This window comes from Hymenobacter sp. HD11105 (genome assembly GCF_054051685.1).
In genome coordinates this window covers 50,561-66,658 of sequence record NZ_JBSWBR010000003.1, presented here as the reverse complement: position 1 = coordinate 66,658, position 16,098 = coordinate 50,561, and the positions used below count along the sequence as shown (strand labels likewise).

Annotated in this window: 13 protein-coding genes; 7 read left to right on the top strand and 6 right to left on the bottom strand. The window is 54.0% G+C overall.

Translation table 11 applies throughout. The annotated features are described in order from the left end of the window. Positions 1-6 precede the first annotated feature (6 nt). Positions 7-1,212, bottom strand: a complete 1,206-nt coding sequence (locus ACW9KT_RS11040; RefSeq protein ID WP_457080293.1) for an anhydro-N-acetylmuramic acid kinase — start codon at positions 1,210-1,212, stop codon at positions 7-9. A 189-nt stretch (positions 1,213-1,401) separates the two neighbouring features. Between ACW9KT_RS11040 and ACW9KT_RS11035 the strand changes: the two genes are divergently transcribed. From ACW9KT_RS11035 to ACW9KT_RS11025, 3 genes are all read left to right on the top strand, one after another. Beyond that, on the top strand, positions 1,402-4,464 hold the full coding sequence (locus tag ACW9KT_RS11035) for a SusC/RagA family TonB-linked outer membrane protein (protein WP_457080291.1): 3,063 nt from the start codon (positions 1,402-1,404) through the stop codon (positions 4,462-4,464). Positions 4,465-4,505: 41 nt separating this feature from the next. Continuing rightward, positions 4,506-5,849 (top strand): RagB/SusD family nutrient uptake outer membrane protein, encoded by a 1,344-nt coding sequence (locus tag ACW9KT_RS11030; protein WP_457080289.1) that lies wholly within the window; start codon positions 4,506-4,508, stop codon positions 5,847-5,849. Positions 5,850-6,044: 195 nt separating this feature from the next. After that, complete coding sequence (locus tag ACW9KT_RS11025; protein WP_457080287.1) at positions 6,045-6,497, top strand: acyl-CoA thioesterase; 453 nt, start codon at positions 6,045-6,047, stop codon at positions 6,495-6,497. A gap of 1 nt (position 6,498) precedes the next feature. Here the strand turns inward: ACW9KT_RS11025 and ACW9KT_RS11020 are convergent, their stop codons facing one another. Next, positions 6,499-7,080, bottom strand: a complete 582-nt coding sequence (locus ACW9KT_RS11020; RefSeq protein ID WP_457080285.1) for a DinB family protein — start codon at positions 7,078-7,080, stop codon at positions 6,499-6,501. Positions 7,081-7,242: 162 nt separating this feature from the next. On the opposite strand from ACW9KT_RS11020, the gene ACW9KT_RS11015 reads away from it, so the two are divergent. Beyond that, entirely contained in the window at positions 7,243-8,634 is a 1,392-nt protein-coding gene (locus ACW9KT_RS11015; RefSeq protein ID WP_457080283.1) for a hypothetical protein, read from the top strand. Positions 8,635-8,725: 91 nt separating this feature from the next. Here the strand turns inward: ACW9KT_RS11015 and ACW9KT_RS11010 are convergent, their stop codons facing one another. Further along, positions 8,726-9,709 (bottom strand): pyruvate dehydrogenase complex E1 component subunit beta, encoded by a 984-nt coding sequence (locus tag ACW9KT_RS11010; RefSeq protein WP_457080281.1) that lies wholly within the window; start codon positions 9,707-9,709, stop codon positions 8,726-8,728. Positions 9,710-9,866: 157 nt separating this feature from the next. After that, positions 9,867-11,594, bottom strand: coding sequence for a tetratricopeptide repeat protein (locus ACW9KT_RS11005; RefSeq protein WP_457080279.1), 1,728 nt, complete (start codon positions 11,592-11,594; stop codon positions 9,867-9,869). A 251-nt stretch (positions 11,595-11,845) separates the two neighbouring features. Between ACW9KT_RS11005 and ACW9KT_RS11000 the strand changes: the two genes are divergently transcribed. Next, positions 11,846-12,064 carry a PspC domain-containing protein gene (locus ACW9KT_RS11000; RefSeq protein WP_187311270.1) on the top strand — a complete coding sequence of 73 codons (219 nt, stop codon included), beginning with the start codon at positions 11,846-11,848 and terminating at the stop codon, positions 12,062-12,064. Here the strand turns inward: ACW9KT_RS11000 and ACW9KT_RS10995 are convergent. Further along, positions 11,987-13,069 (bottom strand): glycosyltransferase family 2 protein, encoded by a 1,083-nt coding sequence (locus tag ACW9KT_RS10995; protein ID WP_457080277.1) that lies wholly within the window; start codon positions 13,067-13,069, stop codon positions 11,987-11,989. The genes ACW9KT_RS11000 and ACW9KT_RS10995 overlap by 78 nt on opposite strands. 22 nt (positions 13,070-13,091) lie before the next feature. Continuing rightward, positions 13,092-13,427 carry a YbaB/EbfC family nucleoid-associated protein gene (locus ACW9KT_RS10990; protein WP_457080275.1) on the bottom strand — a complete coding sequence of 112 codons (336 nt, stop codon included), beginning with the start codon at positions 13,425-13,427 and terminating at the stop codon, positions 13,092-13,094. A 338-nt stretch (positions 13,428-13,765) separates the two neighbouring features. Here ACW9KT_RS10990 and ACW9KT_RS10985 point away from each other — a divergent pair, with 338 nt between their 5' ends. Both ACW9KT_RS10985 and chrA read left to right on the top strand, forming a co-directional pair. After that, positions 13,766-14,755 (top strand): DUF1259 domain-containing protein, encoded by a 990-nt coding sequence (locus ACW9KT_RS10985; RefSeq protein ID WP_457080273.1) that lies wholly within the window; start codon positions 13,766-13,768, stop codon positions 14,753-14,755. A 53-nt stretch (positions 14,756-14,808) separates the two neighbouring features. Next, complete coding sequence (gene chrA / locus ACW9KT_RS10980; RefSeq protein ID WP_457080271.1) at positions 14,809-16,092, top strand: chromate efflux transporter; 1,284 nt, start codon at positions 14,809-14,811, stop codon at positions 16,090-16,092. Positions 16,093-16,098 lie beyond the last annotated feature (6 nt).

Sequence of the window (16,098 nt, the reverse complement as noted above, 5' to 3'; positions counted from 1 at the left end):
TTATTACTACTGCGCAAACGAAATTTTCCCCATCGATACGGCTGGTATGCCCGGGCGGCTTGGCCCCAAGGGAGAACTGCTGCCTACCAGGCTTTCGTTTGCCAACACCGCAAACAAAACGGCTTCCTTTGCGTCTGGGTTGATGCCTAAATCTTGAGTTGTTAAAAACTGGCAGTTGGGAAGTTGCTGACGCAAGGCTTGCATCAGCACAGGATTATGCATGCCGCCTCCGCTAGCATACACCGTCAGTGGGGAATCGGCGGAGGGAAAGCAGCGCAGAATTGCCTCCACGATGCCGTTCGCGCTGAACTGTACCAGCGTGGCGAGCATATCGGCGGGCGAAAGGGTGGGAGTGGCGCTGCGCTGCTGGGCGTTGGCCACGTAAGCTGGATTAAATAGCTCGGGACCGGTTGTTTTAGGATAATCGGCGGCGTAAAACGGATGATCGAGCAGGGCGCGGAGTAAAGGCTCGTGTACGCGGCCCTGGGCGGCAATAGCTCCATCGGCATCGAAGCTTTGGCCGGGGAAATAAAGTTGCGTAAATGCATCCAGAAGCGTATTGCCGGGTCCAACATCCGTCGAAAACATGGCGCTTACGTCGAGAGAACCGGGTAAAAATGTGAAGTTGGCGATACCACCCATGTTGAGCAGAATGCGGTCTTCCCCAGCTTTAGAAAATAGAAGATAATCGCCGTACACAGCCAACGGCGCGCCTTCGCCTCCGCCGGCTATGTGCTTCTGCCGAAAATCGCTGAGGGTTAGGATGCCGGTGCGCACGGCCACATGGTCGCCATCGCCAATTTGAAGCGTAGCATTGGGAAAATTAGACTTGCCGTGCTGGCTGCGCGGGGCATGAAACACTGTTTGGCCGTGGCTGGCAATGCAATCAACCTCCTGGGGGGCAATATTCCAGGTTTGCAGGCACTCGAGCACCATGTCAGCATGTAGCAACCCGATCCAAGGGTTTAATAGGCACAACTGCTCAAAGGCAATAGTTTCCTTGGCAAAGATTTGCCGAATCTGCGCCTTCACGTCTTCTGAGTAGGGTACCGTAGCAAACTCCTCTACTTGTACTTGGGTAGCTGGTCCGCTTCCCTTAAACCGGCACAGCGCAACATCAAGCCCATCAAGCGAAGTGCCCGACATGAGCCCAATGATTCGGCGCTGGGGCTTCTGGGCAATAGTAAACAGGTGGTGCAGATTAGGATTCATAGATGGGTAAAAGTATTTATTGGACCCTTAACGAAGTGGTAAGAGGGCAACTGATGGAAGTAAGTTTCAGCTGATCAGTGAAGTAGAATGGCAGCGCGTCTAGATGTAGTAAGCAGCAACTTATTGTAAACCTATCCTACTTCTGATTAACTTCTCATCACTTTCTTCCTCCACTTCACCTTTTTCTCTATGTCCTATTTATACTCGCCTGGCTTAGCGGCAACGCGGCGGCTTGGCAACGCCCCTAGCTTGTGGTTGGGGCTTCTGCTGCTCCTTTTGATAAGTCCAGTGGCTTGGGCCCAAAATGTAGCCTACGTTATTCAAGGCCGTGTGACCGATGCCAACGGTGGTGCCGGTGTGCCTGGCGCTACTGTACGTATTGCTAACACAGTACTGGCAACGGCCACGGGCGCGGATGGCGCTTACGAGTTACGCGCTTCCCTTCGACCGGGGACTTTCCAATTGGTTATTAGCTCAGTTGGCTACGCCAACGTGACGCAACCGCTCGCGCTTGGTACGGAGGCGCAAATAACCGCAAATGCTACCCTACGGGAGGACTTGGTCGGCCTAAAAGAAGTGGTAGTAACCGGCAACTCGGTAGCCACCAGTAAGCAGCAACTCGGCAACGCTATCAGCACCGTGAATGCGCGCGAGCTGACCCAGGGTGCCGCCGTGCAGATCGACCAAGCCTTACAAGGTAAAGTTGCCGGCGCCCAGGTTTCCCAAAACTCAGGCAATCCGGCGGGGGGCATTTCTGTACGTTTGCGCGGCACCAGTACCGTGGTCGGCAGCTCCGATCCGCTCTACATTATTGATGGAGTTATTATTAATAACGACTCGCCCGAATTGCTCGACTTAGGAGGGTACGCCCAAAACCGCCTCGTTGACCTCAACCCCGCCGACATTGACCGCATCGAGATTATCAAAGGAGCGGCGGCAGCGGCCATTTATGGCTCACGAGCATCCAATGGTGTAGTTCAAATTTTTACTAAGCGCGGCAAGGAAGGTAAACCTTCCGTTACGGTGTCAAGCAATTTCATCGTGTCAAAAATTCGTAAGACACTGGATGTCAATAGGTATCCGTTTCGCTTTGCCAATACCACTGCTTCCGACCTCACCCAAGTTCCCGTTGAGCGCTATGACCTACAGGATCAAATTTTTCGGACCGCTGTCGGCACCGATAATTACGTTTCTGTATCGGGCGGCAGCCAGGCTTCGCGCTACTTTTTCTCGGGCTCTTATTTCAAGAATCAAGGCATTGTAGAATCCACTGACTTTGACCGGAAAACGGGCCGTTTGCGGTTGCAACAAACCCTTACCAACTGGGCCAGCGTGGCTGTGGGGGGCAATTATACGCTCAGCGACAGCCGCGAAATTCCGAATGGCGGCCTGGTTGCCCAATACGGTGCACTAACCGGCTTTATTTTCGGCAATAACTTCGTGAACCCAGCGCCCGATCCTGTCACGGGTGTGTATCCCAGCATTAGCCCCAGCACCCTGACGCGGACCAATCCGCTGGAAGCTATAAACCGCTTCGATTTTCGCCAGCGTACTTCTCGTTTTATTGGCGATATACAGTTAAACCTGACACCGTTTGAGGGTTTTACCGCTGATTTCGTGTTTGGGCTTGACTCATACACCCAAGTAGGTACAGCCTTTATTCCCCCGGGTAACACCACACCCGACCTCAGCGGTGGTCTAGCTCGGCGTGCCGATCGTACTGTGTTTCAGTACAACAACGATGTGACCTTAGGTTACCGTCGCAACTTCGCGGAGTGGCTGGAATCGACCACCAGCGTGGGAGCTACCTGGCAATACGATCAGGTTCAAAGCACTACCCTCGGTGCTACGCAACTTGGTATTGGGGGGCAAACTGTCAATAACGGCGTGACGGTGGCCACCGAAAATCGCACTGAGCGTCGTATCGAGGGTTATTTCGCTCAGCAAACATTTGGGCTGGGCCAACGCCTGTACCTGACGGGCGCCGTACGCGTTGACGCTGCCTCGCCTTTCTACGATAGACTCAATGATGACCCCAACTGGCAGACCTATTATAAAGCTAGCGCCTCCTACTTGCTTTCCGAAGAAGGCTTCTGGAAAAATGGCCCAATGGCCAATTATGTGCCTACGCTCAAGTTTCGTTCCTCCTATGGCCAATCGGGCAACTTAACTGCAATTGCCGCCTACGATAAGCAAACCAACTATGTGCCCGTGAGCATTGGGGGGCTTTTAGGTGTATATCGGCCGCCCCAGCTCGGCGACCCACGCCTGGGGCCAGAGCGGCAGGAAGAGGTTGAGTTGGGCTTCGACGCGGGTTTTCTGGGTGGTCGTTTAGGTGTAGAAGCTACTTACTACAATAAGAAAATTAATGACCTGCTGCTCAATCGCACTTTCGAGCCTAGTACGGGCTTTCTCACCGGCCTGCAAAACGTAGGCACCATGACCAACAAGGGTGTGGAGGTGCTGGTGCGTGCCGTGCCTTTACAAAAGGAGAAAGTAATCTGGAACGTAACAGCCACCTATACCCGCAACCGCAACGAAGTGAACGGCATTGAGGGCAACGGGATTCTGCCCTTCGCGGGTGGCTTCGGACAAGTTGCAGCCGTGAACGGAGCACCCGTAGGCGTATTTTATAGCACCTACTATGCCCGCAACCCCGATGGCTCTTTATTGCTGACCCCTGCTGGCTTACCTCAACGTGAGTTGGGCGTAAATGGAGTGCCAGAACGCACCCCTGAGGGCCAACCCCGCGGCTCTGCGCTGAGCAAAATTATCGGTGACCCGAACCCAGATTACCTCGCTTCTCTCATCAATGAGGTAACCGTGGCCGGCAACCTGAGCTTCCGCTTGCAGTTCGACGCGGTACAGGGCTTCGATGTGTTCAACTTCACGCGGCGTGTGGGCGAGCGCGACCTCTACGGAGGCTTGGCGGGTTATGAACGCGAGCTACGCGGCGATGTGCCGAAGGGAACCAGCGCTGTATTGTTTGGCATCTTTGAAGAATACATCGAGGATGGGTCTTACGTGAAGCTGCGAGAGGCTTCGGTTTCTTATACCCTCACTCCCAAGTTCCTGGGTTTGCAAAACATAAGAGCCAGCCTGACGGGCCGCAACCTCCTCGTGTTTACTAACTATAGCGGCTACGACCCTGAGGTGAATGCCGCCGGTCAGAGCACCGTGGTACGCAACTTCGATTTCGTGGAAGTTCCGATTCCGCGCACCGTTACGCTAGGCCTGAGTGCTACTTTCTAAGTCGGACGTAGCCCCTCATTCTTCAACTAGACATTACTCCCATGAAATCATATAAAAGTCGCTTCGCAACGCTGGCACTTGGCGGAATGCTCCTGCTGCTAGCTCCAGGCTGTGATCTGGATTTGCCTAACCCCAATAACCCCACCGAAGCCCAAGTTCTGACTACCCGCGATGGACTGCTGGCCTTGAGTGTGGGTATGCGTCAGTTTTATGCAACTAGCGCTCTTGAAGCGGTAATTCTGACATCAGGCGCAACCGCTCGTGAGGTTCGCGGTATCGCGACGTTTACCAACGTACTCGAGATTGAGGCAGGTGGCGCCGATTTACCGACCAACAACGCCAACGTAACCAACCTTTGGTCGCGGCTGCTGCGTGTTGCCGGAATGGCTGAAGATCTGACGGCTAGTGCGCCTACAGTGTTAAGTAATGACCCCGCGACCCGCGATGCCGTGTTGGCTCACGCTAACTTGTTTCGGGCCATTGCCTTGGGCTCCTTATCGCAGTACTTCGAGCAAGCGCCGCTAACCACCAGCCGCCAGGGTGGACCAGCGGCCACTTTTGTGCCCCGCGAGCAGGTATTAGCTGAAGCCATTCGCTTACTAGATGAAGCTCAGCAACTTATTACCGCCACGCCTCCCTCCGCCGATTTCAACACGAAAGTATTAGGTGCAACCTTCGATCTAGCCAATACTATCAAGGCGTACCAGGTGCGCTATAACTTACAAGCTGGTAACCACGCGGCAACCCTGGCGGCGGCTAACTCCATTGATTTGACCAAGCGTTCGGTTTTTCAGTTCAACAGCCAGAATCAGAATCCAATATTTTTGTCTTCCGTCCAGGCGCGTAATTTCCGACCACGCGAAATAAACGGGTTTGGTCTTCCAGCAGCGCTAGCTGAACCTAACGATGCGCGGGTACGATTTTATATTGGGCAAGAAACAGTGAATAATGCCCAACAACCCGTCCTGACAGGTTTTTTTGGTACGAATAGCACCAGCATCCCGGCTTATCTGCCCGATGAAATACGTCTGAGCCGCGCTGAGGCATTGGTGCGGAGTGGTGGCGGCCTGACTTCGGCCCTACAGGATATCAACGCCGTGCGTACTCAAGCTCCAGCCGCAGATTTATATGGAGTAGGAGCCAGTTTGCCAGCCTATAGCGGCCCAGTTACCGCCGATGCACTGCTGCTAGAAATTTATAAGCAGCGTAGTGCTGAGCTATATTTAACTGGCTTGCGCATGCCCGACAGCCGTCGCTTTGGCCGTCCGGCACCGCCTACCACTGGAACGCCGCCAGCCACCGCTGAGCGCACCCGTAATTTTTATCCATATCCGCAGCAGGAGCGTTTGACGAACCCTAATGTGCCCGCTGATCCGGCTATTTAATTCGCTGAAATAAATTTAAAAAAGCCCCCCAGAAAACTTCTGGGGGGCTTTTTTGCAAGTTTGCCCTAAAGTTTTCATACCCACTGGTACACCGGACTAACTGCTACTAATTTTACTTTGAATTAAGTCCAAGGATAATGGCCCTAATTTGCCCCCACAAACCTGACTATCACTACCTCTTTCAAGTTTACCAGGATGGACGTTTACGAAAAAACCTTCACGGTGCGCTGGGCCGATATGGACCCCAACGTGCACATGCGCCACTCAGCCTACACTGATTACGCAGCCCAAGTCCGCCTTGATTTGTTAGCTGATTCGGGCTTTACCATGCGGCGCTTTGCCGAACTAAGCCTGGGGCCTATTCTATTTCGGGAAGACACGCGCTTTATGAAGGAAATCGGAATGAGCGAAACCATTCGGGTAACGGCTGAGGTGGGGGGAGTTAGTGCCGATGGCAGCCGCTGGCGCATTATTCACTCTATATATAAGGCCGACGGCCGCCTAGCTGCTACTGTGTCGGTCGATGGGGCTTGGCTTGATTTGCGCCAGCGTAAACTCACGGTGCCGCCCCCCGAAATGGTAAAAGCCTTCGAGCGCGTTAGCCGCCATGAAACGTACGCTGATATAGTGCGCGAAAAAAAGGAGTAAGCTACGTTGGCTGATTTTCCTTCTGAGCCGCTATACGAGGCGGCATTTGTGCTACAGCTCGAGCGATACGCGTGAGCTGACCTTGGTGATGCAACACGTGGTCGACCATGAAATCTAGGGTTTGATAAATAGTAAGCATGCCCGAGCGCGGGTGTTTGAAAATAGCGCGGTTTAGCAGCCTCGGTGGATACTCGCTCAGGGTACGCTCGAGGCGACGGCGCACACATTCCCACTCGGCCCTCAACTCAGGTAGGGGAGGTACGTCGCTAGTAGTTAAAGCCTTAATCTTGGGCGGAGCCGCAAAGCGCAGAAATGGCAAGCGCAGCAAAACACGCAGTAGCCGCGAACGAAAAAAAGCCCCCCAACCGGCTTTCTCCAGTTCTTCCGTCTGCGCTAGCTTCTTGTCGAGGTACTGAACGATGCCGGTTTCGGCCACGAGCAGATGATGCACTACCTGTGCTGCCGACCACTGACCAGGGCCTGGCGCCGTACTCACGTGCTCTCCCAGTGCCTCGGCCTGTGCCAGTAGTTGATTAGTGGCCCGTTCGAGCTGCTCAAAGCGCAGGTGCAGACGATTATTCATAACAGAATACAGCAGGTGTGAAAAGCTGCACGGAGCGGCGTAGCTTTGGCAAAAGATACGCAAAAAATGCCCCCCAGACACAAGTAACTGCCTTTATGAGGCTTCTGGTTCGCAGATGATATATAGGAAAGTAAGGTAGAGCAGGTAAGCTGCCACGCAACTATGATTTGGAGTAAGGTGCAGGATTTTTTAAGGCGCCCGCTGGCCGTGGGCTGGCAAATTGCCTTTGTGTGGGTTTTGTACCTGATTTATCTGCCGCTGAATGATTATCAGGACGGCCGTCTGCAGCACGATGCGGTACACTACTGGGTGATAGCCGTAAAGTTTCAGCGCCATCATCAATCATTTTCCTTGCTTTACTACGATGATCCGTTGCGCGGGTATGTGGGGCCGCTGCTTATGTTTCCGGCTCTGGCTTATCGGTTCTTCACTGACTGCTCGATGCTCACGGCGGCCAAAATGCTGGGCTCTGTATGGGCGGCACTGCTGTTTGGTTGCCTGATTCCGGGCCTGTGGACCAGCCTGACGGGTCGGAGAATTGGGGCAGGACGCTGGGTGCTGTTCGTGCTGGCAGGATTTCTCTTCTGGCGCGACTTCTTCAGCTTCACACTTACCGATATGCCCGCGTTGGCAACGCTGGTGCTAAGCTTGTGGCTATTGAGCAAACGTAATATGCTGGCGTGGTTGGTGGCGGGGCTGAGTATCGCGGCTACTTTCAATTCGCGCCCGGTATACTTGGTTAGTCTGTTGCCTTTTCTGGGCCTAGCCGTGTGGTGGAGCCAGCGCCACCCCCAGCGTACGGGCTGGCGTTGGGCCGCCTTAGTTGTCGGTATAGCCCTTACGCTGGGTCCGCAGTGGGCTATCAATCGAATTCATTTCGAGGAAAATACTCCTCTTGTTCTCACGCGCCTTAATGGTCAGAAAGGACCGTTTTATCTGAAGCAATTGGCCTGGGGCACGCGCGTGCAGCTCTACGACGGCGCCCTGACCCATCCGGGGGCGCTGCCCTACGCGGACGAGTCGGGGGTGAAGCTATTTGAGCGATTAAACCAGCGCGAATACGCGTCCTATGGGCAATATGCGAGCATAGTGCTGCAACAGCCACTGGATTTCTTTCTGCGCTACTGTCGCCATCTGTTCAACGGCCTGGATATTCGTTATCCCACGCCCTACCGCTTGGATGCTGCCAGCCCGGAATCGTCGGCATTAAAGCTGCTTAACTACGTGCTGCTAGCCCTAGCCCTTACTACTATTCGGCCTAAGCAGTTGAACTGGCAACATAAGTGGGTGCTGCTGGCCCTGCTGCTGCCTTGCGCCGCTGCGCTGCCCATTGCCATCGAAAACCGATTTCTCTTGCCCTTACATCTGCTGCTCCTCACCCTAGCAACGCTTCTTTTTTCTCCCGCCGAGTGGTGGCAACGCTTTCGGGCACGCCCGCTGGTAGGCGTAGTAGCAGGGCTTGGTCTGATAGCGTGGGTAGCGGGCTGCTGGTGGCTATCCGAAGCTGTGGGTAAAACCCTGTGTCCGGGCTGCGTGCAAAAGCTGCTGTACTAGGTATAGTAAGGCCGAATTTCCAATACTAGGAATAAACAAGCAACGCCCGACATGGAGCCGGGCGTTGCTTGTTAAGTTATAAAAGAAGGTCCTAGGCCTTCTGGTACATCACTTCCTTTACTGCTTTCACTGTGCGCTCCACGTTTGGCAGCGACGCCTCAATGAGGGTAGGCGCGTAGGGGAGAGGTACATCCATGCAGGTAATACGAACCACGGGCGCGTCGAGGTAATCGAAGGCGCGGCGCTGAATGGTGTAAGTGAGTTCGGCGCTGATGCTGGCTAAAGGCCAAGCCTCCTCCACAATCACAATGCGGTTCGTCTTCTTCACCGATTCTATCAGAGTATCGTAGTCGATTGGGCGTACCGAGCGCAGGTCGATAACTTCGGCTTCTACTCCATCCTTGGCTAGCTCGTCAGCGGCGGCCAATGCGATTTTCATCATTTTGCCGAAGCTCACGATAGTCACGCTCGTGCCGGGGCGTACAATATTGGCCTTACCAATTTCCAGCAGATACTCTTCTTCAGGTACTTCGCCTTTGTCGCCGTACATCTGCTCCGACTCCATGAAAATCACAGGATCTGGGTCGCGGATGGCACTTTTGAGCAAGCCTTTCGCATCATAAGGATTGCTCGGGACAACTACTTTCAGGCCGGGCGTATTGGCAAACCAGTTCTCAAAATTCTGTGAGTGTTGGCTGGACAGCATACCGGCGCTACCAGTAGGCCCACGAAACACGATCGGAATCGAGTATTGCCCCCCAGACATCGAGTACATCTTCGCTGCCGAGTTGATAACCTGATCAATGGCTACCAGCGAGAAGTTGAAGGTCATAAACTCGATGATGGGCAGCAGGCCGTTCATGGCTGCGCCTACACCGATGCCGGCAAAGCCTAGCTCAGCGATGGGCGTATCAATTACACGCTCGGCCCCGAACTCGTCGAGCATGCCCTGGCTTACTTTGTAGGCGCCGTTGTACTCGGCTACTTCTTCGCCCATCAGGAACACGCGCGGGTCGCGACGCATTTCTTCAGACATGGCTTCGCGCAGGGCTTCCCGGAATTGGATGGTCCGCATAGGTTATTCTGGTTAACGAAATCGAGAGGTCAAAAACAGAAAAGCCGGCGCTACACCGGCCCGTAAAGCTACAACGCACAGCGCGCCGGGACAAATAGAGAATAAAGAACGCCTGTTCCATACTTGTAGGAGTAAGGGAGAGGCGTTCTTTATTCTCTTACCGTAGCGCTTCCAAAAACGATTTTGAGCTAGTGTAGCCACTAAACTCTAAATCCTCCACCGCACGCTGGGCGAAATCCCGATCCAAGGCCACGGCTTGGCGTAGATGAGTGCCTACAAGATTTTCGTCGCGAGCGCGGGCCGCTACTACTGCCATGCAATAATATGCCAGCGCGTCATTCGGTTTTTGGGCCAGCGCTTCCTGATATAGCTTCATAGCACCATCGTAGCTTTGCTTGATCAAGTAAATCAAGGCAAGATTCATGGTGTTCTGGTAGGACTTACTCCCGAAACTAAGGCTGCGCAACGCGTCGTCGAGCTGGCCAATTTCGATTTCTAGAGCTGCTTTATCAGAGAATACTTTTTCCAGTACCGGGCGTGGGCCGCCGAGCTTAATGGCGTAGTCATAATTCTGAAGCGCTTCGAGCTGGTCGCCGGCGCGGTGAAAAGCAGTGGCCACACGAAAGAATAGCTCGGCTGTGGGGTTGCGGTGAGCGGCCAGAGTAAAGTAGGTGGCAGCCCGTCGCTGGTAAGAGCGGATAGCCTTCTCGGTTATCTCTTTTTCGGAGCGTAGCAATAGCACTACCGCCAAATTGTGGTAGGCTTCCCAGCGGCCAGTGGTAGCAACTGCGGTTTCGTAAATACGCTGCTTCTCGGCGAGCAGAGGGGTGAGCGTAGCGGAGTAACGTAATTCCTCTGGCGTGAGGGCGTCGGTTTCGGCGGCTTTCTCCACTATTTTTTTCGACAGCAGATACACTTCTGAGTCGTAGCGTGGTGGGGCGGTGTACTGCACCGCCACGGTGCCAAAGCGCAACACCGGGTAGACGTATTCTTCCAGATAATCGAAAAAGGAAAGCTTGTGCAACTGCTTTTCCTTCTGAGCAAAGGTGCCGCGCGTGTCATTCATAATCATAACAACCGAATCTATCTGGTCGGGCTTGAGCGCTGACTCCTGCACCTTATTGAGAAATAAATCCCAGCGGCGGCGATAGGTATAGGTTTCAAAATCAATGCTTTTCACCGAGCTTATATAGGAAAAGCCATCGACACGCTGCTTGTAGTATTTAGCCAGTGCCTGCACGCGCTTATCAGCTAGGCGCGGGTCGTGGGCATCGAGGGAATCGGGGGAGTGGCCGGCGACAATCATGACTCGCTCGGTGCGCTGGTTGGAGTCGATAAAATCTTCCAGTGCAGCTACATTGGTACCCAGATAGTTGCGAATGGCCGATTGACCAGCGTCAAAGAAAAAGGGCAGCACGCGGGTACCACTGCGGTTGTTGCTGGCTTTTTCGGGCAGCAGGCTCACCGCTGAATCTTGGCGCACCACGAGGCGGGCAGTAGTCACGATGCCGCGGGCGAGGGGTAGCTCGGTGCCCTTCACGATTTTGCCCCCCGGCTTGAGTCGGCGCGCGTCGGGCCGGGCTACCAGGGTGCCAGGATTCTTGCGGGGTGAATAAGGAAACGAGAACTGCTTGGTAATGACGAGCTTATTCTTGTCCTGGTCATCGTACAGATACTCGCCTGATACGAAGGTGATGCGGCCCAGAGTGTCTTGGCGCAGGCCATTATCGTAGTGGTAGCTAAGGTCGAGGTTGTAAGCTTTGCCTTTACGCAGGTGGCGTGCCGGAACCTTGGCCGTCACCTCAAACAACACATTTTCGCCGTTACTTTCGAGCACTGCTGGTTGTACGCGCACTTCTTGGCCAGCCTGCGCAACCTTTAGCATTCGGGGTAGCGTACAACTTGGTAACGCCATTACCGTTAGGCAAAAGAAAGCGGATAAAAGCGGACGGAAAGCAACTTTCATAAAGGAAATTCAGGGCGGAGAATCGAGTTAAAACTTCGAGCCAAGAAACGTAAAACTTCTACACGGCGGCGAAAATTGCCTGATACTTACTTTTTCAAGCTTGGTATCCGACGTTTTTATCGTTATTTTGACCAATCATAAGCCACATAATAGGCTAATACTGAGGAGCAATGAGACAATTAACCGACTTCATCGAAAAGCAGAGCTTCGGGGTCTGCAACGCCTTGGGGAACCGGCTGGGCTTCTCCACTAGCAGCGTACGATTATCCTTCGTGTATGCTTCGTTCTTCACCTTTGGCTCGCCGGTAGTTTTATACTTTGCGCTGGCTTTCTGGATGAACGTGCGCCGGGCCCTGCGCCGGCAGCGAAGCACTGTTTGGGATCTGTAGATCGGTAAATTGGTGCTTCCCAAGTCCAAAATACGCCCATACCAAACTACCTTTATACACGCCAGGGCGCTCCAACACTCGCAAGTGGGGAGTAGCCTGACGTTGGCGCCGCCAATACACCCGGTTCTTGAAAAAATCTCGGTGGGCTCGCAACACTGCCCGGGCATCGGCGGTGGCTCCTTGTAATAGCATGCGGCCAGCAGCAATCCAGTCTAGAAAAATGCGCTGAACAAAAATGCCCCCCAGCTCCTGTTGGGGGGTATTTTTGTATAATAGTGCTAGACCATTGCGGAAGTTGAGGTAGGTTTTGCGCGGGTTGGATTTGTGCAGCGTGCCGCCACCTACGTGATAAACCGTGCTATTGCCTTGGTACCATACCTCATAGCCAGCATTCCAGAAGCGCCAGCATAGGTCAATTTCCTCCATATGGGCGAAAAAGGCAGTATCAAGACCTCCTAGCTTGTGCCAGGCGCTGGCGCGAACCAGCATACAGGCGCCGCTAGCCCAAGCTACCGGACAGGTGTCATTATACTGGCCGTGGTCGGTTTCGAGGGTTTCGAAGAGCCGGCCACGACAGAAAGGGTAGCCCAAACGGTCGAGGTAGCCGCCGCCGGCCCCGGCGTACTCAAACTGGGTTGGGTCTGCGTAGGCTAGGAGCTTGGGCTGGCAAGCCGCAATGGTTGGGCGCTGCTCTAGCAGCTCAACCATAGGCCGCAGCCAGCTGGGAGTCACGGCTACGTCAGAATTGAGCAACACGTAATAAGACGCCTCAATCTGGTTTAATGCTTGGTTGTAGCCGGCACAAAAACCCAGATTTTCGGGGTGCCGAATCACTTCGACCGTCGGAAAAATGCCCCCCAACACCTCTACAGAGTCATCAGTAGAGGCATTATCAACTACAATTATCCGCGCTCCTTCGGAATGGGCCAGCACGGAGGGCAAAAACTCGCGCAGCAGTTCGCGGCCATTCCAGTTCAGAATGACAACGGCTACGTGGCTAAGCAAAGGACTAGAAGAGGGCAGGAAATCAGAGGCCAAAATTGCCAAGATCGAGGCCCGGAAGATTGGGCATCAAACCGGCCGTTTTGTTTTTGAGTTCTTCTTTGGCTTTCTCGCCTACTTCATCGAGCGCCTTGTTGACGGCAGCCACCACGAGGTCGGCCAGCATTTCACGGTCTTGAGGCGTGAGTAGGGACTCGTCTATTTCGAGCTTCACAACGTGGCGCTTGCCATTAGCCGTTGCCTTCACCAAGCCACCACCCGACTCGGCAGATGCGGTCAGGAACTGTAATTCTTCTTGGGCCTGCTTCATTTTCTCCTGAAGCTCCTTCACTTTGCCCATCATGCCCATCATATCAAACATAAGCCAAAAAATGCTCTGAGAGCGTTTAAATGAGGTTTTAAAATTGATCGGCTACAGCCAGAAGCTGGTTGCCCAGCATGCTGCTATAGCATTTTGTATTGCCTGGAGCGTGTTTTGAAGTAGGCTACGACTGCCCAGGACACCTATACTCGCTGTACGGAGGCGCGGCACAAAGGTAGTCCGTTTGGCAAAGCTAGTGGCGCGACTAGATTGGTAAAATACACTACCATTGGCTAGTTAATCGATTTGGTAACTCGCGGGCAGCGTACGTAGTTAGAGACAATATCGCCTCCGAATTAATACGGCTCCTTTTAAAGCCCAGACTTCCACCCAACTCCATGACCAACTTTCACCTTTCCCGACGCGAGGCCCTGCGCGCTACGGCCTTGCTTAGCGCCGGCGCCGTTTGGGGCACTACTGCGCTGAAGGCCGAAAAAATGCCCCCCGCCGGCAAAACCCCGGCTTTGAGCGCTGCCGAAATAATCGCTATTGAATCAGCCTTAGGCAAAAAAGGCACGTACGTGGAAGCCCAAGCCACCCACACGACGCCGCTGCCGCGCAATGATTTGAAGGTGAGTGTGAAAGGTGAACCAGTGCCTATTCCTTTTGGCTTCGGCGGTTGGGTGTCGGTAAAAAAGACCCTAGATGGCAAATCGGCGGTACTGATGAGCGACACGGTGCTGCTGCAGGAAGAGGTAAACCCGTTGATTTCGGCTGCGCACGCCAACGGGCTGGAAATTGGGGCCATACACAACCACTTCTTTTACGAAGAGCCCCGAATATTCTATATGCACGTGCATGGCATGGGCAGCGTGGAAGAGCTAGCGCGCAACTACGCCGCTACCATCAAGGCCTCGAAGCTACTGCCGGCTAATCAGCCACCGGCAGGTCCGGCCCCAGCCCGTACGGGTAAGGAATTGTTTGATGTACCTGCCCTCGATGCCATTGTGAAATACGCGGGTACTGTGAATGGCCCCACTTATAAATACACCGTAGGGCGCGACGATTTGCAAGTGCTAGCCATGGGTGCCGAAATGACGGCCGCAATTGGCCTGAACTCCTGGGCTTCTTTCGCCGGCAGCAGCGATGCAGCCCACGTAGCCGGAGATATTGCCATGCTCGAAAACGAGGTAAATCAGGTAATTAGAGCGCTACGAGCAAACAATCTGGAAGTAGTGGCCGTGCACAATCATATGCTCGGCGACCAACCACGCATGATATTTCTGCATTACTATGGTCAAGGGCCTGCCGCTCAGTTGGCGCGTGGCTTTCGCGCGGCCCTCGATCAGCTTGGGCAGGGCAAAGCAATGAAAAGCATGAAGCACTAATGCAGATCAGAAGTAAACTAGCCAGCGGATCAGTTTCTATACTTTAGCGCGCTATGGAAACCGCTATTTCCGCCGTTGCTTTTCGTGATGCTTTGCGTTTCTGGCTAAAGCTCGGGTTTATCAGCTTTGGTGGGCCCGCCGGGCAAATTGCCATCATGCATGAGTACGTGGTAGAGCGGCGCCAGTGGCTGACGGAAGAACGGTTTCTGCACGCCCTCAACTACTGCATGCTGTTGCCTGGTCCTGAAGCTCAGCAGCTGGCTACTTACATTGGCTGGCTGCTGCATGGTGTGCGGGGCGGGCTTGCTGCCGGAGTTTTATTTGTGTTGCCCTCGGCGGTGCTGTTATTTGGCCTCAGTTGGGCGTACGTTGCCTGGGGAACCTTACCCGCAGTGGCTGGCATACTGTATGGCCTGAAGCCAGCGGTAGTGGCTATTGTACTGGGGGCGTTATTTAAAATAGGCCAAAAATCAGTGCGGACTCCACTGCATTTGGGTGTGGCGGCGTTGAGCTTTGTAGCCTTGGCTATTGCAAGGGTTCCGTTTACAGTGGTAGTGCTGGGGGCCATTTTTATCGGCATGACCGTGCAACGCTGGCAGCCAACTTGGCTCGGTGGTGCTGTATCCGCGGAGTCTGCTCTAGTTCGTAGTCAGCCTCACTATTCGTTCCGGCTCAGCGGCCGCATACTGCGCCTCCTAGCGGTGGCAGTGATACTATGGCTGCTGCCGTTGCTGCTGGCAGGAGCGCTAACGGGTGATTGGGCCTTTTGGCGCCAGCTAACGGTTTTCTTTACAACGGCCGCCTTTGTGACTTTTGGCGGAGCTTATGCGGTATTACCCTACGTGGCCCAAGTGGCAGTAGAGCAGTTTGACTGGCTTACGCGCTTGGAAATGATAGATGGCCTGGCCCTTGGCGAAACGACCCCCGGCCCACTTATTATTGTGTTGGTTTTCGTGGGGTTTATGGGGGCGTGGCGGCATGGGGGTCATTCTGTGGCCTGGGGGGCGGCGGGTCTTGCTCTTACCGCATTCTACACATTTCTACCCAGCTTTCTCTTCATATTCATAGGTGCACCGCTCATCGAGCGCACCCGTCAAGATGAGCGCATCAAAGCGACGCTAGGAGTAGTAACTGCCGCCGTAGTTGGTGTTATCTTGAATCTGGCTTTATACCTCGGTCGCGCTGTCGTGTGGCCGCAAGGAGCGGAATCCATCGATTGGTTTAGCGTAATCTGGGTTCTGCTATCAGTTGTTGCGCTGCATTGGCTAAAGGTGAATATGATTGTGTTGATTGCCTTAAGCGCCGTCGTAGGTTGGCTTTATAGCTCTATTCGCTGAGCGCCT